The organism is Methylophilus sp. Leaf414, from assembly GCF_001425425.1.
In the GTDB taxonomy this organism is placed as follows: Bacteria; Pseudomonadota; Gammaproteobacteria; order Burkholderiales; family Methylophilaceae; genus Methylophilus.
This window is the reverse complement of sequence record NZ_LMQQ01000002.1, coordinates 168,405-194,796: the sequence shown is the minus strand read 5'-3', so window position 1 is coordinate 194,796 and position 26,392 is coordinate 168,405. Positions and strand designations below refer to the sequence as shown.

Here is a 26,392-nt window from a genome sequence, read left to right as displayed (position 1 = left end):
GTTTCATACGGCCCTGATCATATGCTGGTGTCTACGGCTGACCACAAGTGTTTCTGGAATGCCTTTAATCAACACCACCCAACTCAATTCGCCAGGCTTTTCGGTTTCTGCATTTTGCTGTATACGTTGTTTTTCATACCCGGCTATCGCGTGCTTTGCTACCAGCGCATTCCTGTGTACACGCACAAATCGGTCAGCGTAATTCTGCTCCAGCTGGTTTAGCGACATTTCCAGCAAGTAGCTTTTTGACTGTGTCCTTACCGTGACATATTTCAACTCAGCACGGAAATACAATACTTCATCCACCGCAATCAGCAACACCCTGCCGCGCTCATGTATGCTCAAATGCTGGCGCGTTTCCTGCAATGATTGCAGGCCTTGCGACTGCTTTAAATTCAATGGGCGAGCTTTGGTTAAAGCTGCGGATAAACGCTCGGCACGTATGGGTTTTAACAGGTAATCAATGGCATTCAGGTCAAACGCCTGCAAGGCATAATGATCGTAAGCAGTGGTAAAAATCAGGTTGGGCGGCCTTGGTAATTGACGGATATGTTGCGCCAGCTCAATGCCATCCATCACCGGCATACGGATATCCACCAAAGCGATATCCACCTGCTGGTTTTGTAATACTGCCATCGCCTCTACACCATTCGCAGCTTCGCCAACCACCGTATAACCACCAATATCGCCGACCAGGTCGCGCAAGCGTTGTCTTGCCAGCGGCTCATCATCGACAATCAGCAATTGCTGCCTAGCCATGCGAAACCTCGGATAAAGGCCGGGTCGGGATGCTGATCTCAACCACATATTGCCCGTGCTCTTCATATTGCCTGAGCTGGGCTTCCAGGTCGTAATGCAACCGCAAACGCTCACGGATATTTTTGAGCGCCATTTTGTTGCCACCGGTTTTTTCCGGGCGCGGCGACAGCGGGTTACTGATACGCAACAGCAGGCTTTGGGCGCTGGTAGTGATATTGATCACGATAGTGCCACCCTGGGACAGCGTTTCTATCCCGTGGTATACCGCATTTTCCAGCAGCGGTTGCAGAATCAGTGGCGGAATCATCAGTGTGGAAGGTATTTCCGCAATATGCCATTCAACCTGCAAACGTTCATCCAGGCGCAGCTTTTCAATACTCAGATATTGCTGGCAAAGTGTGATTTCCTGCGATAAAGGCACCAGTGCGCGATTATCCGCCATGAGCACGCGGAACAGCTCCGCCATATCTTCCAGTGCAGTCTCGGCACGTTGTGGCTGGCTGCGTATCAGCGACAATACTGCATTCAGGCTATTGAATAAAAAGTGCGGGCGGATGCGTGCCTGCAATGCCTGCAAGCGGGCTTCGGCAATGGCCGGGGAATAGGCGCGCTGCAATAAATCAAGGTAATACAGGCTTAAGGCGATATCCCCCAGGCAAAGCAGCAGGACTTGTGTGTATTGTGTCATCGCTAAAGGCGAAATCCACACATGATATGCATAGGCTGACAAAGAAGTGAGCACTAACGTTAATGTCGTTATAGCAGCCAAGCCGGCAATATAAGGTAATCTTAGAATGATCGGATAAAGCAGGGTCAAGCCGCCCATGGTCAATAACAGCGGCGGTAACCATTGCCCCGCCAATTGCACCAGGTCACCGGCCCAGAGCCCAACGCTCCAGCCCGGCTGGCCATCATAGACCGTTAATAATCCCAGCAAACCGGCATGCATTAACAGCACGCGTAAATGTATGCCCAGATTACGGAAATTCGGGATGCGGTTAGTTTTACGCACGAAGGGATGTCCGTTCATGAAATACGAAGCGAGCAAAAGCGCTAACGAGCTGTCCATAAAGCTTACTGCCAGCTGCGCCAGTTTTTCCAAACACAACCTCGCAACCGTGCTGCATGTCGCATATTATTTCGGTCAATGGGCTCCGTGCGCCTCGCACTTTATCTCGCTCAATCACTTAATCGCGCGTTTCATTTATAATGTCGTGCCAGCATCATAAGTATTAAGCGCCAGTGGCGCAAGCATGCGCTAGACGCCCAATTTCTGGCAGAAAGAATTTTTGCTTTGACAACTTCGCAATCCACACCACAATCTTCGCTGCATCAAAAAGACCAGGCCTGGTCCGGTCGTTTCAATGAGCCGGTGGCTGAGCTGGTCAAACGTTATACCGCTTCGGTTGACTTCGACAAACGCCTGGCTGCATTTGATATCCAGGGTTCGATCGCGCATGCCACCATGCTGGGTGCACAAAACATTATTTCTACACAGGATGTTGAAGATATCAAACGCGGCCTCGGCGAAATCCTGGCCGAGATTGAAGCCGGCCAATTTGAATGGCTGCTGGACCTGGAAGATGTGCACCTGAACATCGAAAGACGCCTGACCGAGAAAATCGGCGATGCCGGCAAACGCCTGCACACCGGCCGCTCACGTAATGACCAGGTCGCCACCGATGTGCGCTTATGGTTGCGTAGCGTGGTTGATGACACCATTGCCGGTATCCGTGCCCTGCAAACCTCTCTGCTGGATCTGGCAGAACAAAATGCCGCCACCATTATGCCAGGCTTCACTCATCTGCAAGTGGCGCAACCGGTGACTTTCGGCCATCACCTGATGGCCTATTTTGAAATGCTGAACCGCGATGTCGAACGCTTTGCCGATGCACGCAAGCGTATCAACCGTCTGCCGCTAGGTGCTGCTGCCTTGGCCGGTACCAGCTACCCGATCAACCGTGAACTGGTCGCCGAATTATTAGGCTTTGATAGCGTCTGCCAGAACTCGCTGGACGCGGTATCAGACCGTGATTTCGCGATTGAATTTAATGCCGCCGCCTCGCTGCTGATGATGCACCTGTCACGCTTTTCCGAAGAACTGATTTTATGGATGAGCCCAAGATTCGGTTTTATCGATATTGCCGACCGCTTCTGTACCGGCTCTTCCATCATGCCGCAAAAGAAAAACCCGGATGTGCCGGAACTGGTGCGTGGTAAAACAGGACGAGTGTATGGGCATCTGGTTGGCCTGCTGACCCTGATGAAAGGCCAGCCTCTGGCCTATAACAAAGACAACCAGGAAGATAAAGAGCCACTGTTTGACGTGGCCGACACCCTGCTGGTGACTTTGCAGATTTACGCCGACATGCTGCGCGGCATCACCGTCAAAGCCGACAATATGCGCCAGGCAGCGCTGGAAGGTTTTGCCACCGCCACCGACCTGGCCGATTATCTGGTGAAAAAAGGCATGCCGTTCCGTGATGCGCATGAAGTCGTCGCTCACGCCGTCAAAGCGGGCGTTGAGTCTGGCCGTGACCTGGCAGAATTCAGCCTGGCAGAGTTACAGGCATTCAGCGCAACAATTGGTGATGATGTATTTGAAGTCCTGACGCTCGAAGGCTCAGTCGCCAGCCGTAACCACACCGGCGGCACCGCCCCCGAACAAGTCCGCCGCGCCATCGCGCAAGCCAGGGAACAGTTAGGGCGCTGATGACACGCCTGCCTCATCTCCAGTGGAATCGCAGATCACATTGGCTGATGATGGCAGGATTGATGCTTGGCCTTGGCTTAATGGTTGGGCTGGTTCGTCAACCCGCACAGGCAGCCTTCGGCATTGCCAATCCCAAGCACGAACAATCGATGTTATGGCCGCTGTTACCAGGCGAGAGTATCAACAGCCTGGCCGCCAAGCTATATCCGCAAAGCCCGGTGTTACAGCAGCGCTTTGTGCAGCAATCACTCACCTTTAGCCGCGGCCGTGGCATTCTGCTGACTGCCGATCAGCGCGTGGACTCTGCGCAATTGATTGCAGTGCCGAATGCACAGGCTTTGCATACGGTGACACATCGCATTAAGAAAGCGGATGAGGCAGACCCGCAAGTATTTGCTACGCCGACAGGGTTGGTGATGAGTTTGCAGATGCGGCAGTGGGAGCAATCGGGAAGTATCTTTCCTAGCTTGAGTTTGCCGTCTATTCAGGTACCAGCATGGATGAAACTGAATAATGTAAAATCTTCGGCATCGGGATTAACAGCCCAGGTGCGGTATAACTTTCAGTCGAATATTAAGGCGCTGGGGCATATGTCGGTGAAGAGTTTATCCAAACAACCGCATTTGGTGATGATTGTGAGTAGTGGATTGTTGTTATTGGTGTTGGTTGTGGTTTGGGGATTGCAGAGAAAAGGCCGCTCTGTTGATTGATACATTCATCGAACTTTGATGGATTCTTTTTCGCCTCTAGGCGACCCTCTTTATTATGCTTGTCCATAAGAAAGAAGGCAAAGAACAGGACACCCTAGCTTCCGCTTATTTCCTGCGTTGCTCGTCAACGTGGGCGGCCAACGAAACTCGCCCTGACAAGCCACACCCAACGTGGCTTGTTGCGGAACTCAAACAGACGCTGGCCGAAACCTCCCACGCTGACTGTGCTACTCGGCGCGTCAGATAGGGGCCCGGAAAAACACTACGCATTCAGTTAGGCTGAGACTCGTCGCATTCATCCCCGCTCAGTCATTCAAATAAAAACAACAAAACATATGGAATTGGTTTGTTGGTTTTAGCATTTGAAATTAAAACAGTTACTTAGCGCCCTCTGTCCATTGCATTCAACCACTGTTTCAACGTGATGGTTTTGAGTAGCGCAGGCAAAACAAGATGAAGGGAGCGTTTGTTTGAGTCCCGCAGCAGCTCACGTTCTGTGTGAGCTGCCAGGTCGAGTTTCGCGACCGCTTATTTTGGCGAGCAACACAGGAAATAAGCGGAAGCTAGGGTGCATTTCTTTTGGTTACTTATTCTTTGGGCAAACAAAGAAAAGTAACTCGCCGAGAGGCGAAAGAGAATGCTGAATATTCTGAAGAATTACTAATTTTAAGATATACAGCAAGCGCAGGATCCGCTCTTGAATTAAAACTAAGCTAAGCATCCATCTCGCCTGGATTCCGGCCTACGCCGGAATGACGGAATGCTGCAGGGCTCACCGATTCTGCCCATGGCAGCCATGCTGTGTGCACACAGCAGGCCCTGCAACATTGTGCCGCGCCAACTGCATTAGAAACTTACCTATTCCGGCAAAAATATTTCCAACAGCGTATTCAAAAACCTCTGCCCCAATAATGTCGGTTTAATCACTCCCCCAACCTGCTCCAGCAAACCCTTCCGCTGCGCCTCTTCCATCTGCGCCTGAATCACTCTCAACGGCAATCCCGTCCGTTGCTGAAACAATCCCGCTTCTACACCATCCACCAATCGCAACGCATTCATCATAAATTCAAACGCCAGATCCTCACGCCCAATCTGCCATTCACTATCCACCATCTGCCCTGTGGTCACAGATTCCAGATATCTCTTCGGATGCTTATGCCGGCTCTGGCGAATGATCCTGTCGTGAAAACTCAGCTTGGAATGCGCCCCTGCACCGATGCCCAGGTAATCGCCAAAGGTCCAGTAATTCAGGTTGTGCTGGCATTGCTGACCGGGCTGGGCAAAGCCCGATGTTTCGTAATGCTGGTAGCCATTAGCGGCAAGTATCTTCTCGATCTCTTCCTGCATGGTGGCGCTGGTATCGTCATCCGGCAGGCTCGGTGGCGTGCGGTGAAACGGTGTGTTGGGTTCCAGCGTCAGGTGGTAGAACGACAGATGCGCGGGCTTGATCTGGCAGGCAGTTTCAGCATCTAGCAATGCATCTTCCAGGCTCTGCTCCGGCAATGCATACATCACATCCAGGTTGACCTTTTCGAAGGTATTCAACGCCAGCTCAGCTGCTGCCAGTGCCTGCTCCCTGTCATGGATACGGCCCAGCGCTTTAAGGTACTGCGGCTGGAAACTCTGTATGCCCAGCGAAACCCTGTTCACACCAGCATCCCGATACCCCCTGAAATTGGCAATATCGACTGTGCCGGGGTTGGCTTCCAGTGTGACTTCGGCGCCATATTCCAGCGGCGTGAGCATACGCACATGGCTGAGGATTTTATCAATCGACTCGGCAGAGAAAATACTGGGCGTGCCGCCACCAAAAAACACGCTACGGATTTTGCGGCCCCACACCAGTGGCGTGGCTTGTTCGAGGTCGGCAATCAGTGCATCGACATAGGCAGCTTCGGGGATTTCCTGGCGTGCTTCGTGGGAGTTGAAGTCGCAGTATGGGCATTTGCGTACACACCAGGGAATATGGATATACAGCGAAAGCGGCGGCGGGTTGGTGAGGCCGCTCAGCGTGACGTCGCCTTGCAAGGGTGCGTCACTCAAACTGTTGGCAGGGTAAATCGGGATCATGTGCGTATTTTACCGCGTAACCGTAATACACCCGGTGTTTATATGCTTTGCAACAACACCCTGGGCGGCTGGTTAAACTGGTTACGCGCCACCAGCCAGGCCGAGAATGGCACCAGCACAATCGCAGCCAGCAAGGCCTGCACACTTAACCAGGCGTTGAACTGGTATTCCATATCCAGCACCAGCGTCGCCAGATAGTAAGCAGCAATATTGGTAAAAATATTGGCGACGACACTGGCCAGTACGCCTATGCATAAAAATTCCACCAGCATGGCCAGTACCACCTGTTTTCTTGAAGCACCCAGTACCCGCATCAATGTGCTTTCGCGCACCCTCTCCTCGCGGGTTGCCATCAGGGCGGCATACAACACTGCCAGGCCTGCCAACAGGCTAAAGCCGAATACAAATTCAATCGCATAACTCATTTTGCTGATCAGGCTTTGAATCTGCTCCATCACCGCGGCGACATTGATAATGGTCAGATTGGGGAATTTCCTGACCAACTGGTTCAGCGCTTCTTCCTTGCCTTCAGGCAGGTGAAAGCTGGTGAGGTAATTGGCAGCATAATCATTAAGCACTTTCGGTGGCGTCACCGCAAAAAAGTTAACGTGCATGCTGTTCCACTCCACCTTGCGCAAGCTGGAAATGGTCAGTTCAAGTTGAGTGCCCGCCACATCATAAGTCAACTTATCGCCCAGCTCTAAATTGAGTGTCTCGGCCAGCCCCTGCTCTAGAGACAGCAGCGGTTTGCCTGCATCTTCGGCTTGCCACCACTGTCCGGCCACCAGCTCGTTATCAGCCTGCATCTTCGCTGCCCAAGATAAATTGAATTCGCGCTCGGCCAGGCGCTTGGCGCGGTCATCTTTGTAATTCTCGATATTAAGCGGTTTGCCATTCACCGCTTGTAAGCGTGCGCGCACCATGGGGAAAATGTCAGCATGCTGGATGGCATTCGCAGTGAGCACCTGATTAATACCCGGAATCTGGTCTGCCTGGATATTGATGACAAAGCGGTTAGGCGCATCTACTGGTAACGAGCTTTGCCAGTTTTTCAGCAGGTCATTACGCACGAATGCCAGCAGCAATATCGCCATCAGGCCCATGCTTAAGCCAACTACCTGGGCGATGGTCAGGATCGGACGGCGCCTTAAACCCATTAAACCCAGCTTGATTACGCCAAAGTTTTGCACGCTAAACGACTGAACGAGTCGCAACCCGGCCAATGCCAGCAAACCGGCAACCACGACCAATGCCAATAACGCAGCGAATACAATCCCGGCCAGTTTGATATCCCCTGCATGCCAGAACACCAGCCCTGCCAGCACCAGAAATGCAGGGATAAATACAATGACATTCATACGCACATTTCCTTCCAGGTCCTGGCGAAGAATGCGTAATGCAGGTACGGCGCGCAGGCGCATCAGTTGCGGCCACACCACAGTCAGCAAGGTGGCAAAGCCGGTAGCCAAACCAAGAAAAACCGGCATCCAGCCGGGTGCTGGCAACGTCTCTACAAACAGGCGGCCCGCCAGGATGGCTAAACCATATTGCGCGGCAAAACCCAGCAAACACCCGACCAAACTGCCGACCAACGCCAGCAGCAAGGTTTGGTAAAGCAGAATCTGCGTAATCAGTTTTTTGGTCGCGCCAAAACAGCGCATCAAGGCATACGCATCCAAACTTTTCTGCACATAGGGGATACTCGCCAGCAACATCGCCACCATCGCCAGAATCACGCCGACCATGGAGGCAATACCGAGGAATTGTTGCGCCTTGTTTAGCGCATTACGCATTTCTGGCCTGGCACTGCGGATATCATCTACGCGCTCACCTCGGGCTAACTGCGGTTTCAGCCATTCGGCATAGTCTTCCATCGCCTGGTTCACCGCTGCGCCATCCATATTGGCTGCGACCAGCAACTGGTATTTCACCCGGCTGCCAAATTGAACCAGATTGGTGGCAGGCACATCGGCGCTGTTCATAAACAAGCGCGGCGCAATACTGAACATATCACCGCCACGCGATGGCTCCTGCAATACAAATGCCGCGAGGGTAAACTGGCTTTCACCAACGCTGACTTCATCACCTATCTTCAATGCGAATTTTTGCGCCAGTCGCGGCTCCATCCACACCGTGCCGGGAGCAGGAATATCTGTCGAAGATGGTTCCGCTTTTGCCGAAGTCGTTGACTGTTTGCTGATGGTCAAATGACCTCGTAATGGAAAACCAGCTTCCACCGCCTTGATCTCGGCCAGCTCACTACGCTCCCCTTTCAGCACCATGCTGGAAAATTCCAGCGCCTGCGTGGTCTGGTACTGGCGGCGTTGCGCTTCCGCCAGGTAAGCTGGCGGGATGACATGGTCAGAATTCACCACCAGATCCGCCCCCAGCAGCACATTGCCCTGGGTTTGCATGCTGGACTTGATACGGTCAGTAAAGAAACTGACTGAGGTGGTCGCCGTGACTGCCAATATCAGCGCAAACAGCAATACACGGATTTCGCCGGAAGACCACAGGCTGCGAAACTGGCGCCAGGCAATCGAGAACGCAAGCATTAATGTGCTCCCGCATATGTGTTGGGAATGGTGATCTCGCTAAGTACACCATTCTGCAAATTCAGCACGCGCTGACAACGCCTTGCCAGGTTCATATCATGCGTGACCAGCACCAGCGTCGTACCGCTCTTCGCATTTAAATCAAACAGCAATTTGATAATTGCTTCCCCGGTCGCGACATCCAGATTACCGGTCGGCTCATCGGCAAATAAAATAGAAGGCTTGGCCGCAAATGCCCGGGCAATCGCTACCCGCTGCTGTTCGCCACCTGATAACTGTTTTGGGTAATGTGTGCCACGCGCTGCCAGGCCTACGCTTTCCAGTGCCGCTATCGCAATCGCCTGCGCATCACGGCGACCTGCTAACTGCAAAGGCAACATCACATTTTCCAGCGCGGTCAGTGAGCCCAGCAACTGGAATGATTGAAACACAAAGCCCATATGCTCGGCACGCACAGCCGCACGGCCATCTTCATCCATCTGCCCAATATCTTTACCGGCAATCAGGACTTTTCCGCTACTCGCCGTATCCAACCCCGCCAGCAGGCCCAGCAAAGTAGATTTACCGGAACCGGAACTCCCAATGATTGCCAGCCTCTCACCCTTGGGTACGGCAAGATTCAAATTAGTCAAAATGGGGATTGTTGTATCATTGCTCACAACAGATTTACTTAAAGACAGCGCTTCAACAGCATAAGGGCTTTGCATTAATGATGTTCCGATTTCTAAAGATATTGATCGTGTTACCTGGTTTATTGTTTACAAACTTAGTCATGGCAGAGGCTGCATCCAAACAAACGATACTGGTATTTGGCGATAGCTTATCCGCCGCCTACAGAATTCCCCAGGCACAAGGCTGGGTCAGTCTGCTGGCACAACGAGTGAAAGACAACCAATTGCCCTACGAAGTTGCCAACGCCAGTGTCAGCGGTGAAACAACTGCCGGTGGACTCAGCCGATTACCCGCAGCACTCAAACAGTTTAAACCTAGTATCGTCGTGATAGAACTAGGCGCCAATGACGGCCTGCGCGCCTTACCGCTGGATGCAATGAAAAACAACTTGGAAAAAATGATTCAGGCCAGCCAGCAAGCGAATGCGCAGGTAGTTTTATTAGGCATGTTTATCCCGCCGAATTATGGTCCGAAATATACTAATGGTTTTAAAGCGGTTTACCTGGATTTATCGGAAAAATACAAAACACCATTTGTGCCATTTTTCCTGGATGGGATTAGTGGTCACAGTGATCTGGTGCTGGAAGATGGGCTGCATCCGAATGTGAACGCGCAACGCAAAATATTGGAGAATGTTTGGCCAACTTTGAAGCTGTTATTAAAAACAACAGGCTAACAAATACTCAAAAAATTTTATAAACCTACTTACTCATGGCTTGATTTTTACTCAAGCACTGAGCCTTTTCTTCTAGGAGATCTTTAGTTCTTCTATGAACTTGTAGTTTCAGTTGTAACGAGGCTGTCACCCAGACCTAACTTCTGGACCTCACTATTCAAAAACTCCAAATTTAATTTTGGAGCAGATCTCATTTTGTCTTGTCTATGTTTTTCATCGGTTTGTCCGGGCTCTATTTGCTGGAAGTCTCGCGGGTTAGCATTTGGAAATAATCCAATATCGAGCATATAAGCAGAGTAACGTGTTCCATCACTATTTGAAGAACTTGTATTTGGATTAACTAAATGAATAAATCTGAGATCAACAAGTTCTTTAATTGCCTGATTAATTTGAGGATATTTTTGAATATCAACATTCGATAATAAAAAAGCATTCCATCTTTTACCATCAATTATTTCGGATCTAATTATTGCTAAATATTGTTCTAGTTGATGCTCCTCATCAGAAGCATCTTTTCTCAATGCTTCCATTTTATTTTTTATATTTTCTATAGCTTTTTCAATAACATTTGGCTTTGATACAGCACGAGCATCACTAAAAAGCGGCTCAAGAGAAATTAACAGGCTAAAAAAGTCTCTAGGCACACCGCCAGAAGCTAAGCATAAAAACCTGAATGCGTTTTCTGTAATCAAACTGCTGAAATCAATAGTCACACCGGCTTTTTGATTAATATGCTTCAAAAGGTCTTTTTTGAAAGAAACTAACCGTTCAAAATCTTGTAAGCTGTAATCTAGATATACAGCTTGTGCATCATGTTGTAATTCAACTCCAACATAACTTTTATCTTGAACATATAACTTGCTTCTATGCTGAATTGTTGCCACTTTCAGATACAAAGGAGTGTTTTTTGATACCCGATGAAAGAAATCAATAAAATAGGGTTGATCATCTTTTCTGATGAAATAAAAGTCATCTAAAATTAAAAAAATATCTTTTCCCAAATAATCGGAAACATCTTTGAATAACTCCTTAATCTTTGGAAGATCATTTTTCAAAATATCGAGCTTATCAATTTTTACTTTTTTTGAAACCTCGGTTTCATTCACTCCACCAAAAGATCCTTCACCGTCTCCGAATGAGGTTTTACCAGTTAACTTTGCACTTGCCTGTCTAGATTGCTTTATTTTCATATCTTGATCATATTCATCTGGTTCAGATAAATGCTGATCAAGAGATTCATACTGCTTTTTTAGTCTAGCTTTTAATTGATAAGCTGTACAAAACCTACGGGGTTCTAAAAGCAATTTATAAAGAGAAATTTTGCTTAATAACTGTTTTATAACAGCCTTTTGGACTTGGATAATTGAGTTTGGAAAGCTAATATCTTTGAAGTCTTCAAGATTTATACTAATACACTCCACCGTCGCAATATTTCTTAAAGACTTAAGCAACAAAGATTTACCTGAGCCTCGCCTTCCAAAGATGATGTGATTCTGTTTAATTTTCAGTCGATCAACAACACCTTGAGAGTCAAGATATTCAATGGAAGTCTGTTCTGTAACCCTTATGTTTTCCTCAATAAATCTAAGCACCTTGGTTAAATCAGAATTAGCCATTTTTAGTATTCTTTCAATTGCAAATTAGATTAGTAAAAAGATAATTGCATTTACTAAATCATTAGATAGTTAACTTCATCACAGCTATTTATTCTTACAGAAATTAAAGTTCTGTTGCCATTGTCTGCAAAAATGCATCCCCATATTTCTGTAGTTTCGCCTGCCCTATCCCGCTGATCTGCCCCATTTCATCCAAAGTCTGTGGTTTGCGATTATGAATTTCCAGCAAAGTACTATCGTGAAAAATCACATACGGTGGCACGCCCTGCTCTCTTGCCAGTTCCAGCCGTTTGGCTTTTAGTGCTTGCCAGAGCGGATCATCGTTCGCACCTTCAAATATTTCTTTGGCGCGGGCGCTGCGTTCCGCTTTGCTCATGCGCTTTTCGGGTTCGGCATCGCGGCGTAGCCAGACTTCTTGCTCGCCTTTTAATACTGGCCGTGCAGCTTCAGTCAGTTTTAAGCCGCCGTAGGCAGCCATATCTGCTTCCAGAAATCCCGCTGCAATCAGTTGGCGATAGACACCGCTCCACTGGTTTTGGTTGAGGGTTTTACCTATGCCGAAGGTGCTGACTTTGTCATGATTAAAGCGCTCGACTTGCGCGGTGACTTTGCCGGTGAGCACATCAATTAAATGGCCGACACCGAATCTTTGCCCGGTACGGAAGACGCAGGAGAGTGCCATCTGCGCGACCTGGGTGGCTTGCCAGGTTTCTACCGGATGCAGGCAGTTATCGCATTGTTCACAGGCGCCGGGATGGCTTTCGCCGAAGTAACGCAATATGCTCTGGTGGCGGCAGGCGGTAGATTCGCAGTAGCCTAGCAAGGCATCCAGCTTTAACCTTTCCAGCCGTTTGCGCTCTTCTGAGGCCTCGCCGCTATCCAGCATTTGCCGCATGGAGACGACATCGCCCATGCCGTAGACCATCCAGGCATTGGCAGGCAGGCCATCCCGCCCGGCGCGGCCGGTTTCCTGGTAATAGCCTTCCATGCTTTTTGGCAGGTCCAGATGCGCGACGAAGCGGACGTTGGGTTTATCAATGCCCATGCCAAAAGCAATCGTCGCCACCATGATAATGCCTTCTTCACGGAGGAAGCGGCGCTGGTGGTGTTCGCGTAATTGCGCGGGCAACCCGGCATGATAAGGCAGTGCCGACCAGCCTTTTTCAACCAGCCAGGCGGCGGTTTCTTCAACTTTTTTGCGTGACAGGCAATAAATGATGCCTGCATCGTTAGCGTGTTCACAATCCAGGAATGCCTGCAATTGCTGGCGGGCATTGTTTTTGATGCCAACCTGATAGCGGATATTCGGGCGGTCAAAACTGGAGACAAACTGGCGGGCGTTTTCGAGGTTGAGCTGGCTGATGATCTCGGCACGCGTCGGTGCATCTGCGGTGGCGGTGAGCGCGATACGCGGCACATCGGGGAAGCGGTTGTGCAACACGGTGAGCTGGCGGTATTCTGGCCGGAAATCATGGCCCCATTGCGAGACGCAATGCGCTTCGTCAATCGCAAACAGGGCGAGGCCTGTGTGCTGCTGCACTTCATCGAGCAGGCTTAAAAAGCTGCCAACCATCAGACGCTCAGGCGCGACATAGAGTAATTTGATTTCACCGCTGACCACCTCGCGGGTAATACGGGCATTGTCTTCAGCGCTTAAGCTGGAATTCAGGAAGGCAGCGTTGACGCCTAGTTGTTGCAGGGCTTCCACCTGGTCTTGCATCAGGGCGATCAAGGGTGAGACGACAATCGCAAGGCCGTCACGTGCAAGGGCTGGAATCTGGTAACACAGGGATTTACCGCCACCGGTGGGCATGAGCACCAGCGCATCCTGCCCACTAATCACATGTTCAACAATGGCTTGTTGCTGGTGGCGAAACTGGTTGTAACCGAAAACGTCGTGGAGGATTTGTTGCGGTGAGGCGCTTGCCATGTTGGCAAGCCTATATCTTGTTGTAAGGATTAACTAAAGTATCGACGAGCGCATGCAAAGCCTGGCGCATCTGCTCTTCGCTGACTTCCATCAGCAAGCCATCTTCCAGCGCATCCTGGGCGATCTGTTTGAGTTCATCAAAGTTTTCAGACATGACTTTGACTTTTTCGGTACACGAAACCACCGAGCCGTCGTCACGCACCCATTTGGGCCACTCATTTGTCATATGCTGTTTCTTTCACCTACGTGTGCTTTCAGTTACTTTTTTACTGACTTTTCTCTAAAGCTTGCAGCAATTTTACCAAGGCCTGGCCTCTATGGCTCATTTTGCTTTTCACTTCCAGCGGTAATTCAGCCACGGTCTTGCGTGTTTCAAGGTCCATAAACAAGGGGTCATAGCCAAACCCTTCTGACCCGCGAAACTCGCGCAAAATTTCACCTAGCCAAACGCCATCGGCAATGATCGGTTGCGGATCATTGGGTGACCGCACCAGCACAAGCACACTGTAAAAATAGGCACGGCGGTCACTTTCGCGCGACATCACTGTGAGTAATTTATCGTTGTTGCGTTCATCCTGCGTCAACAGGCTACCTGATGGTTGTGAGCCTGCATAGCGTGCCGAAATTACGCCTGGTGCGCCTTGCAGGGCATTCACGCATAAACCGGAATCATCGGCCAGTGCCGGTAAACCGGTATGCTGGCTGGCATGCCGTGCTTTGGCCAGGGCATTTTCAACAAAGGTTTCATACGGCTCCGGGCACTCCGGTACATTGAATTCAGATTGCGACACAATCTCAATATTCAAGGGTGCCAGCACATGCGCGATTTCGCGGATTTTGCCTTTGTTGCCGGAGGCGATGACCAGTTTGTTGAACGCTAGTGCCATGTTATTTCGCTAATGCCTGTTGTTGCAGTTTGGATAATTCGGCAATGCCTTTGGCTGCCAGATCCAGCATCTCGTTCATCGCGTCGCGGCTGAAAGGTTCGCCTTCGGCGGTGCCCTGAATTTCGACAAAACCGCCGCTACCGGTCATGACTACATTCATGTCGGTATCACAGTCGGAGTCTTCAATATAATCCAGGTCCAGCACTGGGATGCCCTGGTAAACACCGACCGAAATCGCGCCGACTGAATCTTTGATCGGGCTTTCAGTGAGCAAGCCTTTTGCCAGCAATGTGCTGACGGCATCGACCATCGCCACATAAGCGCCCGTGATGCTGGCTGTGCGTGTGCCGCCATCGGCCTGGATCACGTCGCAGTCAAAATGGATGGTGCGCTCGCCAAGCTTTTGCATGTCAATTACTGCGCGCAGGCTGCGGCCGATCAGGCGCTGGATTTCCTGGGTGCGGCCGGTTTGTTTGCCACGGGCAGCTTCGCGATCCATACGTGAACCGGTAGAACGTGGCAGCATGCCGTATTCGGCGGTCACCCAGCCCTGGTTTTTGCCTTTGAGGAAACCTGGCACTTTTTCTTCGATACTGGCGGTGCAAATCACATGGGTATCGCCAAATTTGACCAAGACTGAGCCTTCGGCGTGTTTGGTGTAGCTGCGGATGATTTCTATGCTGCGCAACTGGTCGTTGGCACGTTGGCTGGGTCTGGTCATTTCAAATTTTCCTGTCTGTTTCAAGTTTCTTGTTTTTTGAGATGCTGGCCTGTTCTGCCCAGCGCATCCTGTATGTCGGCAATGGCCTTTTCAATTTCGTCGTCAGTCAGATCCAGCGCATGCGGGTGGGGCATAGTGCCGGCATGGTTGAGCATGGTGGTCGTTCCGTCACCTGGTAAATCCAGGGTAGACACTGCCAGTGGCGCGGTATTTCTTTCACCCCACTGCAAGGCGATGGCACTCATGTTATCACCGACGGTGATACTGGCGGTATCGGCATCATCCAGCAGGCGCGTGACGCCATCCTGCATATTCGCGGCCAGCATATGCTGCGCCATGGTGATGGCAGGCACCGTATTCCATACACCATCCGAGCATAGCAAAATGACATCGCCCTCACTGAGCGGCATAGGGTCAGCCAGGTCAACTTGCGGCGGTTTGTCGCCACCCAGGCAATTATAGATTTTGTTGCGATGCGGGTGTCGCTCAATCTGCTCGGCGGTGATCCTGCCTTCACGCAATAGCGATTGCACTACGGAGTGATCCTGGGTCTGGAATTCTTCCAGGCCGTTGCGGTAAAGATAGAGACGGGAATCACCGACATGCGCACAAAACAGTTTGTTGTGCTGGATCAAGGCAACCACAATCGTCGTGCGCGGCGATTCGGATAACTTCTTGCGCACACGCACATTCTCAATCACGTCGTGCACCTGGCCGATCTGCTCACGAAGAAACTGCGCCGGCTGCGCGATCAGCGGGTCAGATTCGCGCTGGAAGGCTTCCACCATGGTTTTGACTGCTATTTCGGCCGCGACATCGCCATGCTGGTGACCACCCATTCCATCGGCCAACACCATCAAAATGGAATGCCTGTGATAGGAGTATGCCAGCCGGTCCTGGTTATACGGACGCGGCCCCTGGCGGCTGCCTTGCGCAATTGAAAACTTCATGGCATCAAGCGTTTCGTCAAATGTTTCATAGTGGTTTGGTGAGCACTTTAATAATTTTATCGACCAGGGAGCCACGGGCGTCATCTGCCACATGCACCTCTATCATTTTTTTCTGCAATGAAAACACACTTTGCGGCCGTTGCAGGTAATCAATATGCATACAGTCATCAATAATCGATAACAGTTTTTCTGAATAAATTTGCTTGCCTAGCTGTATCGCCGGCACCAGTGTATCTTCATTGAGGCGGATATTGGCGGCCAGCGGCGATGAACGTTGCAGGCAGGCATACATACTGGCACCTATGCTGTAAATATCGCTCCACGGGCCCAAATGCTTGCGGTCTATGTATTGTTCCGGCGGTGCAAAACCCGGCGTGTAAGTAGGCGCCAGTGTCACCTCGGACAAGGCTTGGCGTGCCGAACCGAAGTCCAGCAACACCGGCGAGCCATCCAGCCGGATATAAATATTGGCCGGTTTGATATCCAGGTGCAGCAGTTTACGGCTATGCACCTCACGCAAACCATTTAGCAATTCAACAAACATGCGGATCATGAAGTTTTCCGGCACCGGCTGCGTTAACGCCATGATGTAATCCTGCAGCGATTTGCCGCGCTCGTATTTCATCACCATATACACGGTGTTATTGGCGCGGAAGAAGTTTTTCACGCGCACGATATTCTTGTGCTCGATATTGGCCAGCGCCAGACCTTCTTCAAAAAAGCACTTCATGCCATGTTTATACGCGGCTTCATTTTTACCGTTAGAACGGATATGCGTCTGGCCATCGCGCTTGGCCAGTGTCACCGGCATATATTCTTTGATGGCGACAGTATTTTTCTGTTTATCCTGTGCCAGATAGACGAAGCTAAACCCGCCCAGACTCAGCACCCGTGTGATGGTGTAGTCATGCAACACGGTGCCTACTGGCAGTGCAATATCGATTTTATTGGCGAGCTTCACTTAATGGTTAACGTACTTAATCATGGCTTTTATTGAGGAAAACACGAAATAAACTGTGTTAACTTGTTATAACGCTATTTTCGCATATCGATACCGCTTTTGATACAATCCCCCGCTTAGCTCGGAGCGAATAATGACTTCCAAAAAGAATACCAATCATCAACCCATTTTAAGTATGACTGGCTTTGCCAACAGCGAAACCCGCTTTCCGGCAGGCCTGTTACTGATCGAATTGCGCGCAGTGAATCATCGTTACCTGGAGTTGAATGTCAAAATTGAAGACAGCTTGCGCCAGTTTGAACCGTTGGTGCGCGAACAGCTGCAGACCAGGCTTGGTCGCGGCAAAGTGGAATGCCGGTTGAGCCTGAAAAGCGATAGCGCAAGTAGCAGTAAACTGGCGCTCAACCCAACCATGGTCGCGCAGATTGCACAGACTTTGAAAGACCTGAACCAGCACTTCCCACAAGCACAGCCGGTAAATCTGGTAGATATTTTCAAGTTACCGGGCGTATTGCAAACTGAGGCGGTAGATACTGAAGCCATGGCAGAAAGTCTGCAACAGGGATTGAGCCAGACGATAGACGAACTAATTGCCGCGCGCCAGCGTGAAGGCGAAAAACTCAAACAGGTATTGCTGGACAGGCTGCAAGGCGTGCGCGAGCAAATCAGTATTGTGAAGCCGTTATTACCGCAAGCGATTCAGCAATACCAGGAAAAACTCACCGCCAAATTGCGCGAAGCGATGCAAGCCGATGATGACCGCGTGCGCCAGGAAATCGTGTTGTATGCGCAGCGCACCGATGTGGATGAGGAGCTGGCGAGACTGAATTCGCACATTACCGAGATGGACCGTATTCTTAGCGTTGGCGGCGCCGTCGGTAAAAAGCTGGATTTCCTTATGCAGGAAATGAATCGTGAAGCGAATACATTGGGCTCAAAATCAGTTGCGATTGAAACCACCCAGGTGTCCATGCAGTTAAAAGTGCTGATCGAGCAAATGCGCGAACAAATCCAGAATATTGAATAAATGCAACAATTTGCATAAATAATTAAGCCACTTCGCCTGCAAAGTGGCTTAACCCTACTGGCATGATGGTATAGTCAGATCACTCCAAGAAAACATAGGGTCTAGAACCATGCATCTTCTCCGCTATGCTTTACCTTTCTGCGTCTATGTCTTGACCAGCGTATTTCCCCAACTTTCCGTTGCTGAAATCACCACCCTGACTATCCCGGACCAGGGCTGGGCAATTACTTTCGATGCACCTCCGCTCCGGCCGGTCAGGGAAGCGGACTCCAATGACCACTATATGTATTATGGCAACGCCAATTTCTTCTCGGTAGTAATCAATGTGGATACGCCAGCGTGCGATGGCGGTGACTCACATGAAAATGTACTGAACTGCTTTTGGACTAAGGCCAGTAAAGAGCCGTTGATCAACCAGGCCAGCGTGCAAAAAAGCTGCAACAGCAATTACTGCAAACTCAACTATGAGCTGGAAAACAGTTTTCAGGATAAAAGTATCAAGCAACGGCATGTCTATTTTCTATTTTCCTATCGCAACAAGTGGAACAATGTGCATATTTCTTATGTCAATCCCACCGAAGTGGATTTAAAGGTACTGGAAAAATTTGAGCAATCGTTCAGCTACAAATAAGCATTTTCAAGACCTTTACGCATCCAACTTCTAAAATATCGCACCAATAACCGCATCCTCACACGCACCTTAATGGTGCATTAAGTATGTTCTCGGAATCATGTTTTTACTTAACTCAATGATTTAAAACTATTTTTCTGGCTGGCACACACCTTGCTGATATCAGATACAAATAATGTAAAGGTCATGGACCATGACGCAAACGGCCAAACAGTTTTTTGATGAAATGCAGGGGTATGGTGGCAATGTACGTGGCATCTACCAGGCTTACGACCGCTGGTTGAGTGCTGTACCTACACAGCAATTGGCGGCCAAACGGGCTGAAGCCGAAGTATTGTTCCGCCGTGTCGGCATTACTTTTAATGTCTACGGTGAAGAAGACGGAGCCGAGCGCCTGATTCCGTTTGACGTGATCCCGCGCATGATTTCTGCCAGTGAATGGGCGCATCTCTCCAAAGGTGCGGTGCAACGTGTCCGCGCCCTGAATATGTTCCTGCATGATATTTACCATGACCAGGAAATTATCAAGGCCGGCATTGTGCCGCACAGCATTTTGACCAACTCGCAATACCGCCCGGAAATGGTCGGTGTGAATGTGCCAAACCAGATTTATGCACATGTAGCCGGGATTGACCTGGTACGCACCAGCGAATCGCAGTTCTATGTACTGGAGGATAACCTGCGTACGCCGTCTGGCGTATCGTACATGCTGGAAGACCGCAAAATGATGATGCGGTTGTTCCCTGATTTATTCAAAAAATACCCGATTGCCCCTGTCGAACACTACCCGCATGTGCTGCTAAACAATTTGCGCTCTGTCGCGCAGACCGGGGTCACTGACCCGACCGTGGTATTACTTTCTCCTGGCGCCTACAACAGCGCCTACTTTGAACACGCCTTCCTCGCCCAGCAAATGGGTATTGAACTGGTGGAAGGCCAGGATTTGTTTGTCCGCAATAACGCCGTCTATATGCGCACCACGCAAGGCCCGCAACGGGTGGACGTGATTTACCGCCGCATCGACGACGACTACCTTGACCCTCTGGTATTCAAGCCCGACTCCATGCTGGGCGTGCCGGGTCTGCTCTCCGTCTACCGCAATGGTGGCGTCACATTGGCTAACGCCGTAGGTACCGGCGTGGCCGATGACAAGGCAACATATATTTATGTGCCGGAGATGATTAAATTTTACCTGGGTGAGTCTCCCATCCTGCAGAACGTACCTACGTATCAACTCAGCAAGGAAGATGATCTGGCCTATGTGCTGGATCATCTTCCCGAGCTGGTCGTCAAGGAAGTGCAAGGTTCCGGCGGCTACGGCATGCTGGTCGGCCCGACTGCCAGCAAAAGCGAAATTGAAGAATTCAGGCTACGTATCGTTTCCAAGCCATCTAACTACATTGCGCAACCTACATTAGCCTTATCAACCTGCCCGACGCTGGTTGACCAAGGGATTGCGCCACGCCATGTGGATCTGCGCCCATTTGTGCTGTCAGGCAAAACCGTCAGCGTGGTGCCCGGCGGATTGTCGCGCGTGGCCCTCAAGCAAGGCTCGTTAGTGGTCAATTCGTCACAAGGTGGCGGCACCAAGGATACCTGGGTGCTGGAGCGCGATGATGTGTATGCCGACCAAATGCAGTCGCAAATGGCTGCTCAACAGTTATCTCAAGAGGCCGTGATATGTTAAGCCGCACCGCAGATCATTTATATTGGATGGCGCGTTATATCGAGCGAGCCGAAAACGTGGCGCGCGTGCTAGATGTGACTTACGGTATGTCGCTGCTACCTTCCGATGCCAGCAACGATGAAGAATTATGGGACAGCGTGCTGGAAATCGCCGGCGTCAGGGATATTTACGAGGCGAGTTATAAAGATATCAGCGCTGCACAAGTGATTCAACACCTGGTGATGGATAGCCAAAATCCTTCCAGTATCTACAGCTCGTTGCGCAGTGCCCGCGAAAATGCGCGCGCCGTGCGGGTAGCAATGACAGTAGAAACCTGGGAAAACATGAACACGCTGTGGCTGGAGTTTGACCAGTTCATCAAGCAGGACCTGACGCAGTCTGGCCTGAGCGAATTTTGCGAATGGGTAAAGAGCCGCTCACACCTGTTCCGCGGCGTGTGTTTCGGCACCATGTTGCGCGACGAGGCATTCAGCTTTGTCCGGCTGGGCACTTTTATGGAGCGTGCCGACAACACTGCCCGCCTGCTGGATGTGAAATACGAGTTTTTAATCCCCATGCAGGAAGCCAACGAGGGCGCGGTGGATTACTATGAATGGAGCGCTGTGTTGCGCTCAGTCGCTGCTTTCCAGGCTTACCAGAAGGTTTACCGCGATGCGATTGAGCCAACCAAAGTCTCTGAATTATTAATACTGCGCGAAGATATGCCGCGCTCGTTACATGCCTGCTACGCCGAAATTATGCCGATTTTGCGGCAGGTTGCCGGCAGCCGGCAAACTGAGGCTGAGCGCCTGGCCGGGCAAATGCATGCCAAACTGCATTACGGTCGCATGCTGGATATCGTCAAAGATGGTGTACATCACTTTCTGGATGAATTTATCCTGGCTAACCGCAAACTGGGTGAAGAGATTCAGCGCAACTTCTTAAGTGCAACTGCATGATCAACACTACGATGGCTTTAAGCCGGATTGTTCAGCTTGATAGCGAAATAGGTTTACCGTTATTGTGCAGACACGATTGCGGCGCTCTTTAAGCCAAGGCTAGTATGCTGCTGAATATTGAGCATCACACCCAGTATATCTACAGCGAAGCGGTGCAATACACCATTCAGCAACTGCGCCTGACGCCACGCGATGGCCTGGGTCAGCACGTCAAACATTGGGACATTAAAGTCAACGGTCAATGCCACGCGTTTGAAGACACTTATGGCAATCTTACGCATACCCTGGTGATCGACCAGCCGCATACAGAATTAATGATTTCAGTAGCAGGCGAAGTGGAAACCGGAGTTGTCGGCTTGGCCACCCACCAGCCTTTACCGGTGGAACTGTATCTGCGGGAGTCACCCCTGACCCAGGCAGATGCTGCGATGACGGACTTTGCGAAACAGTATGCACAAGCGCCTGTGACTGAGCTGATGTATGCACTGCGCGACAAAATGCATTACATAAAAGGGGTCACCCAGGTAAATACACCAGCAGCCGAAGCTTTCCGGCTGGGTAAAGGCGTCTGCCAGGACCACGCACATGCCTTTCTCGGTTGTTGCCGCAGCCTGGGCACGCCGGCACGCTATGTCAGCGGCTACCTGTTTACCGAAGATGGCAGCCTGATGCAAACCCATGCCTGGGTCGAGGTCTGGCAGAATGAACAATGGCTGGGGCTGGATGTTTCAAATGGCTTATTAACCAATGAAACCCACGTACGGCTGGCTGTCGGCCTGGATTACCGTAGTGCGAGCCCGGTGACTGGTACCCGCATCGGCGGCGGCAAGGAAGGCATGTCGAGCATGGTCAGCGTTAATCAGCTGGCAACGGTCACGCATGAACAACGTAAACGCCAGACCGATCAGCTGTATCAACAGGCTCTCTCCGCGCAACAATAGACACTATCCCGGCCAACTCGCAACAGTGGAGTCGTGCAGACCGCCCGTGCTATCATGTCACTTTAGCGACTCCGCTTTTTCTTCCATACCGTTATGACATATTGTGTAGGTATCCTGCTGGAACAAGGGCTGGTGCTCGCGTCTGACACACGCACCAATGCGGGTGTTGACCAGGTAGCCATTGCCCCCAAAACGCATGTTTTTGAGCAAACGGGTGAGCGTGTGATTGTGCTGCTCACGGCGGGCAATCTGGCGATTACCCAATCTGTTGTGAATTTATTGCGTGAACAGCTTAAGGAACCCGAGCCGGAAACCGCAAATTTATACAGCGTGCATTCCATGTTTGAAGCCGCCAGTGTGGTGGGCGCAGCCATGCGCAGCATTTATCATCGCGATGGCGAAACGCTGAAGGAACATGGTATCGATTTCACTGCCAGCATTCTGGTGGCCGGGCAAATCAAGGGTGAAAAACCACGCCTGTTCAATGTCTATGCTGCGGGCAATTTTATCGAAGCCACCTCGGATACGCCCTATTTGCAGATTGGCGAAACCAAATATGGCAAGCCGATTATTGACCGCGTCATCAACCACAAAACCGATATGATGGAAGCGGTGAAATGTGTGCTGATTTCATTTGATTCCACTATCCGCAGCAATATCTCTGTTGCCATGCCTATTGACCTGATGATTTACCGTACGGACACGCTTACCGCGGATTGCCGTCAGCGCCTGACCGAACGTGACCCGTATTACGCCAGCGTACACAAAGGCTGGGGCGAAGGCTTGAGAGCAGTATTTTCTTCCCTGCCTAATCCGGAATGGGGCTCGCAATGAGTCACGGCCATTTATTTGTCATTTCTGCCGCATCAGGTGCCGGTAAAACCAGCCTGGTGCGTGCCATGCTGGCGCAAGATCCCTTACTGAAACTCTCAGTCTCGCACACCACGCGCGAACCGCGTCCGGGGGAAGAAGACGGTATCCACTACCATTTTGTGCCTGAATCGGCATTTATGGAGATTCTGGATAAGGGTGGCTTTCTTGAAAGTGCGCATGTACACAGCGCGCGCTATGGCACTGCGCAAACTGAAGTTGAAAGTGCCCTGGCCGAAGGGCGTGACGTTATTCTGGAAATTGACTGGCAAGGGGCACAACAGATCCGCACCCTGTTTCCGCAAGTGACTTCGATTTTTATCTTGCCACCTTCGATTGAAGCACTGTCACACCGCCTGAATGCACGCGGCCAGGATAGCGAGGCAGTGATTGCCAAGCGCCTGGCGGCTGCGCGTGAGGAGATGCGTCACGTGCATGAGTTTGATTATGTTACAATAAATGACAATTTTGACGTGGCTCTACAGGATTTAATGGCTATCGTGCGTGCCAAGCGCTTGCAGCTTGACCGCCAGGTTGCCTGCCACGCGTCACTGATTCAATTACTCACCTGATACCAGCGCAATCCGCCGCTGATCTGTGATTCAATACAATATAAAGGTTTTATATGGCTCGTATTACCGTCGATGATTGCTTGGACAATATCCCTAATCGTTTTCAATTAACCCTGGTAGCCGCTTACCGCGCCCGACAGATCGCTAACGGTTCCGACCCGCTGGTGGCCGGTTACGCGCAAAAAGACAAGCCAACCGTGATTGCCCTGCGTGAAATTGCCGCAGGCAAAATCGGCGTTGAACTTCTGGAAAAAAAAGGGCAGGCTTAAGCAGTCATGCCGCATACCCAAGGTGACCATTCCTATCGCAAGTCTAAATCACCTTTAGAAGCGGCAGACTTACTCCCGGCTGACCGTGAGGATTCCCCCCTCACGCAGCTGATCCGGAAATACCTTAACGAAGAAGAAGTACAGCTGGTCTGGCAGGCCTACCGCTATGCCGAACAAGCACATGCCGGTCAAACCCGTAAAACTGGCGAACCTTACATCACCCACCCGATTTCTGTCGCCTGCATCCTGGCGAAGCTGCACCTCGATTTGCCCACCCTGCTGGCTGCTCTGCTGCACGACGTGGTGGAGGATACCGAGGTAAATAGTGCGGAAATCGCAGAAAAATTTGGCAAGCAAGTCGCCGACCTCGTCGATGGCCTGACCAAACTGGATAAAGTCGAACTGCAAACCGCGACCCAGGCACAGGCAGAGAATTTCCGCAAAATGTTGCTGGCCATGAGCCAGGATGTACGCGTCATCCTGGTTAAACTGGCAGACCGCCTGCATAACATGCAAACCATGGATGCCATGCGTCCGGAAAAGCAAAAACGCATTGCGCGCGAGACACTGGATATTTACGCGCCGATTGCCAACCGCCTGGGCCTGAACCCGATCTTTCATGAACTGGAAGACCTGAGCCTCAAGTATTTATATCCCAACCGCTACCGCGTGATTGATAAGGCCATCCGCACCGCGCGCGGCAATCGCAAGGAAGTGATAGGCAAGATTCTGGAATCCATCCAGAATCAGCTTAAACAATATCAACTTGAATTTAATGTAGAAGGTCGCGAGAAGCATCTTTATAGCATTTACAAGAAGATGAGTGAAAAATCGATGAAATTGTCGCAAATTGGTGACATTTACGGTTTTCGCGTAGTAGTAAAAGACACTGCCGCCTGCTATCTGGCATTGGGCGCATTACATGCTTTATACAAGCCCATTCCAGGCCGTTTTAAAGACTATATTGCCATTCCCAAAGCCAATGGCTACCAATCTTTGCATACCACGCTGTTTGGCCCGTTCGGCACGCCGATAGAAGTACAGATTCGCAGCCAGGAAATGCACAATATCGCCGATGCGGGCGTGGCCGCGCACTGGTTGTACAAAACGACAGATGCGCACCTGACCAAGCTGCAGCAGCAAACCCACCAGTGGCTGCAACGCCTGGTGGAAATCCAGACCGAAAGTGACGACAGCCATGAGTTCCTGGAGAACTTCAAGGTCGATCTTTTCCCGGATGAAGTGTATATATTCACACCTAAAGGCAACATTATGGCCTTGCCACGCGGTTCTACCGCGGTGGATTTTGCTTATGCAGTGCACTCTGATGTCGGCAATAGTTGCGTGGCGGTTAAAATCAATAACGAGCTGGCGCCATTACGTACTGAAATGCGCAATGGTGACCATGTGGAAATCATCACCGCGCCATTGGCTAAACCTAACCCGGCCTGGCTGAATTATGTGGTCACCGGCAAGGCACGTTCGCATATCCGCCATTACCTGAAAACAGTCAAAGTCGAAGAATCTGCCCAGCTTGGCGAGCGTATGCTGAATGTCGCTTTGCGCGCGATGCATATCCAGCCGGGTGATATTTCGGACAAACAATGGCAAAAAGTCATGAATGACTACGGCGCCAAAACCAGGCAAATGATTCTGACCGATATCGGGCTGGGCAAACGTAACAGCCTGATGGTCGCGCACCAGTTGCTGGCGCATCCGGCGGACACTGAAGATAAAACAAGCAAGACGCTGGATACCATTACCATCCGTGGTTCAGAAGGTATGGCAGTACAATTTGCCCCCTGCTGCCGGCCGATTCCGGGCGACCCTATCCTGGGCTTTATCAATAAAGACAAAGGGCTGGTCATTCATACCCATGATTGCCAGGCAATCCGCAAATTCAAGCTGGATCCGGAAAAATGGCTGGATGTGGAATGGGATGCCGACCCGAAAAAACTGTTCAGCGTCAACCTGCGTATTTCTGTGGTCGACGAACGCGGTATGCTGGCCAAAATTGCAGCCACTATTGCCAATGCCGATGCCAATATTGATAACGTCAGTGTCGAATCCAGCGATGGCAGCCAGTATTCCAATGTGAACTTTACCTTACAGGTGCACAACCGCGTACATCTGGCGACCCTGATCCGCAACCTTCGCAAGATCCAGCAAGTGGTGCGCATTAACCGGGTCAAGGGCAACCAGCTGGAACAACGTATCCAGTAAACGGCGGGTGAATG

The 26,392-nt window shown here is 50.7% G+C and carries 24 protein-coding genes; 12 read left to right on the top strand and 12 right to left on the bottom strand.

Going from position 1 to position 26,392, the window contains the following annotated elements:
- Positions 1-3: 3 nt before the first annotated feature.
- Both ASG24_RS05360 and ASG24_RS05355 read right to left on the bottom strand, forming a co-directional pair.
- On the bottom strand, positions 4-759 hold the full coding sequence (locus ASG24_RS05360; protein ID WP_055868723.1) for a LytTR family DNA-binding domain-containing protein: 756 nt from the start codon (positions 757-759) through the stop codon (positions 4-6).
- A complete protein-coding gene (locus ASG24_RS05355) occupies positions 752-1,771 on the bottom strand; it encodes a sensor histidine kinase (protein WP_055869349.1) in 1,020 nt (339 codons plus the stop codon). Before ASG24_RS05355 ends, ASG24_RS05360 begins: the two co-directional genes overlap by 8 nt.
- Before the next feature lie 282 nt (positions 1,772-2,053).
- Here ASG24_RS05355 and argH point away from each other — a divergent pair, with 282 nt between their 5' ends.
- On the top strand, positions 2,054-3,472 hold the full coding sequence (gene argH, locus ASG24_RS05350) for an argininosuccinate lyase (RefSeq protein ID WP_055868721.1): 1,419 nt from the start codon (positions 2,054-2,056) through the stop codon (positions 3,470-3,472).
- Complete coding sequence (locus tag ASG24_RS05345; RefSeq protein ID WP_235562317.1) at positions 3,472-4,182, top strand: hypothetical protein; 711 nt, start codon at positions 3,472-3,474, stop codon at positions 4,180-4,182. Before argH ends, ASG24_RS05345 begins: the two co-directional genes overlap by 1 nt.
- Positions 4,183-5,040: 858 nt before the next feature.
- On the opposite strand, the gene hemW is transcribed toward ASG24_RS05345, so the two are convergent.
- The 3 genes from hemW to ASG24_RS05330 are packed head-to-tail and all read right to left on the bottom strand — an operon-like array spanning position 5,041 to position 9,514.
- The gene (hemW, locus tag ASG24_RS05340) at positions 5,041-6,252 is read right to left on the bottom strand and encodes a radical SAM family heme chaperone HemW (RefSeq protein ID WP_055868719.1); all 1,212 of its coding nucleotides are present in this window, start codon (positions 6,250-6,252) and stop codon (positions 5,041-5,043) included.
- Positions 6,253-6,290: 38 nt separating this feature from the next.
- A complete protein-coding gene (locus ASG24_RS05335) occupies positions 6,291-8,807 on the bottom strand; it encodes an ABC transporter permease (protein WP_055868717.1) in 2,517 nt (838 codons plus the stop codon).
- Complete coding sequence (locus ASG24_RS05330; protein WP_055868714.1) at positions 8,807-9,514, bottom strand: ABC transporter ATP-binding protein; 708 nt, start codon at positions 9,512-9,514, stop codon at positions 8,807-8,809. The genes ASG24_RS05335 and ASG24_RS05330 overlap by 1 nt, the downstream gene beginning before the upstream one ends.
- A 2-nt stretch (positions 9,515-9,516) precedes the next feature.
- Between ASG24_RS05330 and ASG24_RS05325 the strand changes: the two genes are divergently transcribed.
- Positions 9,517-10,155: an arylesterase gene (locus ASG24_RS05325; protein ID WP_055868712.1), complete on the top strand. Its 639-nt coding sequence runs from the start codon at positions 9,517-9,519 to the stop codon at positions 10,153-10,155.
- 92 nt (positions 10,156-10,247) lie between these two features.
- Here the strand turns inward: ASG24_RS05325 and ASG24_RS05320 are convergent, their stop codons facing one another.
- From ASG24_RS05320 to ASG24_RS05290, 7 genes are all read right to left on the bottom strand, one after another.
- Complete coding sequence (locus tag ASG24_RS05320; protein ID WP_055868709.1) at positions 10,248-11,771, bottom strand: hypothetical protein; 1,524 nt, start codon at positions 11,769-11,771, stop codon at positions 10,248-10,250.
- 103 nt (positions 11,772-11,874) lie between these two features.
- Complete coding sequence (gene recQ / locus ASG24_RS05315) at positions 11,875-13,701, bottom strand: DNA helicase RecQ (protein WP_055868708.1); 1,827 nt, start codon at positions 13,699-13,701, stop codon at positions 11,875-11,877.
- A 10-nt stretch (positions 13,702-13,711) separates the two neighbouring features.
- Positions 13,712-13,927, bottom strand: coding sequence for a hypothetical protein (locus ASG24_RS05310; protein ID WP_055830578.1), 216 nt, complete (start codon positions 13,925-13,927; stop codon positions 13,712-13,714).
- 40 nt (positions 13,928-13,967) lie between these two features.
- A complete protein-coding gene (rdgB, locus tag ASG24_RS05305) occupies positions 13,968-14,588 on the bottom strand; it encodes an RdgB/HAM1 family non-canonical purine NTP pyrophosphatase (protein ID WP_055868705.1) in 621 nt (206 codons plus the stop codon).
- 1 nt (position 14,589) lies between these two features.
- Positions 14,590-15,309 (bottom strand): ribonuclease PH, encoded by a 720-nt coding sequence (rph, locus tag ASG24_RS05300; protein ID WP_055830582.1) that lies wholly within the window; start codon positions 15,307-15,309, stop codon positions 14,590-14,592.
- 20 nt (positions 15,310-15,329) lie between these two features.
- Positions 15,330-16,259, bottom strand: a complete 930-nt coding sequence (locus tag ASG24_RS05295) for a PP2C family serine/threonine-protein phosphatase (protein WP_055830585.1) — start codon at positions 16,257-16,259, stop codon at positions 15,330-15,332.
- 25 nt (positions 16,260-16,284) lie between these two features.
- Complete coding sequence (locus ASG24_RS05290) at positions 16,285-17,220, bottom strand: serine/threonine-protein kinase (protein WP_055830586.1); 936 nt, start codon at positions 17,218-17,220, stop codon at positions 16,285-16,287.
- A 133-nt stretch (positions 17,221-17,353) separates the two neighbouring features.
- Here ASG24_RS05290 and ASG24_RS05285 point away from each other — a divergent pair, with 133 nt between their 5' ends.
- The 9 genes from ASG24_RS05285 to ASG24_RS05245 all read left to right on the top strand — a co-directional run bounded on the left by ASG24_RS05285 (position 17,354) and on the right by ASG24_RS05245 (position 26,378).
- Positions 17,354-18,247: a YicC/YloC family endoribonuclease gene (locus ASG24_RS05285; RefSeq protein WP_055868703.1), complete on the top strand. Its 894-nt coding sequence runs from the start codon at positions 17,354-17,356 to the stop codon at positions 18,245-18,247.
- 109 nt (positions 18,248-18,356) lie between these two features.
- Positions 18,357-18,878, top strand: a complete 522-nt coding sequence (locus ASG24_RS05280) for a hypothetical protein (protein ID WP_055868700.1) — start codon at positions 18,357-18,359, stop codon at positions 18,876-18,878.
- 193 nt (positions 18,879-19,071) lie between these two features.
- Entirely contained in the window at positions 19,072-20,565 is a 1,494-nt protein-coding gene (locus tag ASG24_RS05275; protein ID WP_055830591.1) for a circularly permuted type 2 ATP-grasp protein, read from the top strand.
- Complete coding sequence (locus ASG24_RS05270; RefSeq protein ID WP_055830594.1) at positions 20,559-21,503, top strand: alpha-E domain-containing protein; 945 nt, start codon at positions 20,559-20,561, stop codon at positions 21,501-21,503. Before ASG24_RS05275 ends, ASG24_RS05270 begins: the two co-directional genes overlap by 7 nt.
- Before the next feature lie 104 nt (positions 21,504-21,607).
- Positions 21,608-22,444, top strand: coding sequence for a transglutaminase family protein (locus ASG24_RS05265; RefSeq protein ID WP_055868698.1), 837 nt, complete (start codon positions 21,608-21,610; stop codon positions 22,442-22,444).
- A gap of 93 nt (positions 22,445-22,537) precedes the next feature.
- Positions 22,538-23,278, top strand: a complete 741-nt coding sequence (locus ASG24_RS05260) for a proteasome-type protease (protein WP_055830598.1) — start codon at positions 22,538-22,540, stop codon at positions 23,276-23,278.
- Positions 23,275-23,886: a guanylate kinase gene (gene gmk / locus ASG24_RS05255; RefSeq protein ID WP_055868696.1), complete on the top strand. Its 612-nt coding sequence runs from the start codon at positions 23,275-23,277 to the stop codon at positions 23,884-23,886. Before ASG24_RS05260 ends, gmk begins: the two co-directional genes overlap by 4 nt.
- A gap of 53 nt (positions 23,887-23,939) precedes the next feature.
- Positions 23,940-24,155 (top strand): DNA-directed RNA polymerase subunit omega, encoded by a 216-nt coding sequence (gene rpoZ, locus ASG24_RS05250; RefSeq protein WP_055830603.1) that lies wholly within the window; start codon positions 23,940-23,942, stop codon positions 24,153-24,155.
- A 6-nt stretch (positions 24,156-24,161) separates the two neighbouring features.
- Positions 24,162-26,378, top strand: a complete 2,217-nt coding sequence (locus ASG24_RS05245) for a bifunctional (p)ppGpp synthetase/guanosine-3',5'-bis(diphosphate) 3'-pyrophosphohydrolase (RefSeq protein WP_055868694.1) — start codon at positions 24,162-24,164, stop codon at positions 26,376-26,378.
- Positions 26,379-26,392: the final 14 nt, after the last annotated feature.

Excerpts from the sequence above, each read along its gene's own strand:
- ASG24_RS05280 (WP_055868700.1), top strand. The coding sequence starts at position 18,357 with ATGCATCTTCTCCGCTATGCTTTACCTTTCTGCGTCTATGTCTTGACC.
- ASG24_RS05310 (WP_055830578.1), bottom strand. The coding sequence starts at position 13,927 with ATGACAAATGAGTGGCCCAAATGGGTGCGTGACGACGGCTCGGTGGTT.
- ASG24_RS05330 (WP_055868714.1), bottom strand. The coding sequence starts at position 9,514 with ATGCAAAGCCCTTATGCTGTTGAAGCGCTGTCTTTAAGTAAATCTGTT.
- ASG24_RS05345 (WP_235562317.1), top strand. The coding sequence starts at position 3,472 with ATGACACGCCTGCCTCATCTCCAGTGGAATCGCAGATCACATTGGCTG.
- ASG24_RS05260 (WP_055830598.1), top strand. The coding sequence starts at position 22,538 with ATGACATATTGTGTAGGTATCCTGCTGGAACAAGGGCTGGTGCTCGCG.
- rph (WP_055830582.1), bottom strand. The coding sequence starts at position 15,309 with ATGACCAGACCCAGCCAACGTGCCAACGACCAGTTGCGCAGCATAGAA.
- rdgB (WP_055868705.1), bottom strand. The coding sequence starts at position 14,588 with ATGGCACTAGCGTTCAACAAACTGGTCATCGCCTCCGGCAACAAAGGC.
- hemW (WP_055868719.1), bottom strand. The coding sequence starts at position 6,252 with ATGATCCCGATTTACCCTGCCAACAGTTTGAGTGACGCACCCTTGCAA.
- recQ (WP_055868708.1), bottom strand. The coding sequence starts at position 13,701 with ATGGCAAGCGCCTCACCGCAACAAATCCTCCACGACGTTTTCGGTTAC.
- ASG24_RS05270 (WP_055830594.1), top strand. The coding sequence starts at position 20,559 with ATGTTAAGCCGCACCGCAGATCATTTATATTGGATGGCGCGTTATATC.
- ASG24_RS05285 (WP_055868703.1), top strand. The coding sequence starts at position 17,354 with ATGACTTCCAAAAAGAATACCAATCATCAACCCATTTTAAGTATGACT.
- ASG24_RS05360 (WP_055868723.1), bottom strand. The coding sequence starts at position 759 with ATGGCTAGGCAGCAATTGCTGATTGTCGATGATGAGCCGCTGGCAAGA.
- ASG24_RS05325 (WP_055868712.1), top strand. The coding sequence starts at position 9,517 with ATGATGTTCCGATTTCTAAAGATATTGATCGTGTTACCTGGTTTATTG.
- ASG24_RS05245 (WP_055868694.1), top strand. The coding sequence starts at position 24,162 with ATGCCGCATACCCAAGGTGACCATTCCTATCGCAAGTCTAAATCACCT.
- ASG24_RS05275 (WP_055830591.1), top strand. The coding sequence starts at position 19,072 with ATGACGCAAACGGCCAAACAGTTTTTTGATGAAATGCAGGGGTATGGT.
- ASG24_RS05295 (WP_055830585.1), bottom strand. The coding sequence starts at position 16,259 with ATGAAGTTTTCAATTGCGCAAGGCAGCCGCCAGGGGCCGCGTCCGTAT.
- gmk (WP_055868696.1), top strand. The coding sequence starts at position 23,275 with ATGAGTCACGGCCATTTATTTGTCATTTCTGCCGCATCAGGTGCCGGT.
- ASG24_RS05265 (WP_055868698.1), top strand. The coding sequence starts at position 21,608 with ATGCTGCTGAATATTGAGCATCACACCCAGTATATCTACAGCGAAGCG.
- ASG24_RS05320 (WP_055868709.1), bottom strand. The coding sequence starts at position 11,771 with ATGGCTAATTCTGATTTAACCAAGGTGCTTAGATTTATTGAGGAAAAC.
- ASG24_RS05335 (WP_055868717.1), bottom strand. The coding sequence starts at position 8,807 with ATGCTTGCGTTCTCGATTGCCTGGCGCCAGTTTCGCAGCCTGTGGTCT.
- rpoZ (WP_055830603.1), top strand. The coding sequence starts at position 23,940 with ATGGCTCGTATTACCGTCGATGATTGCTTGGACAATATCCCTAATCGT.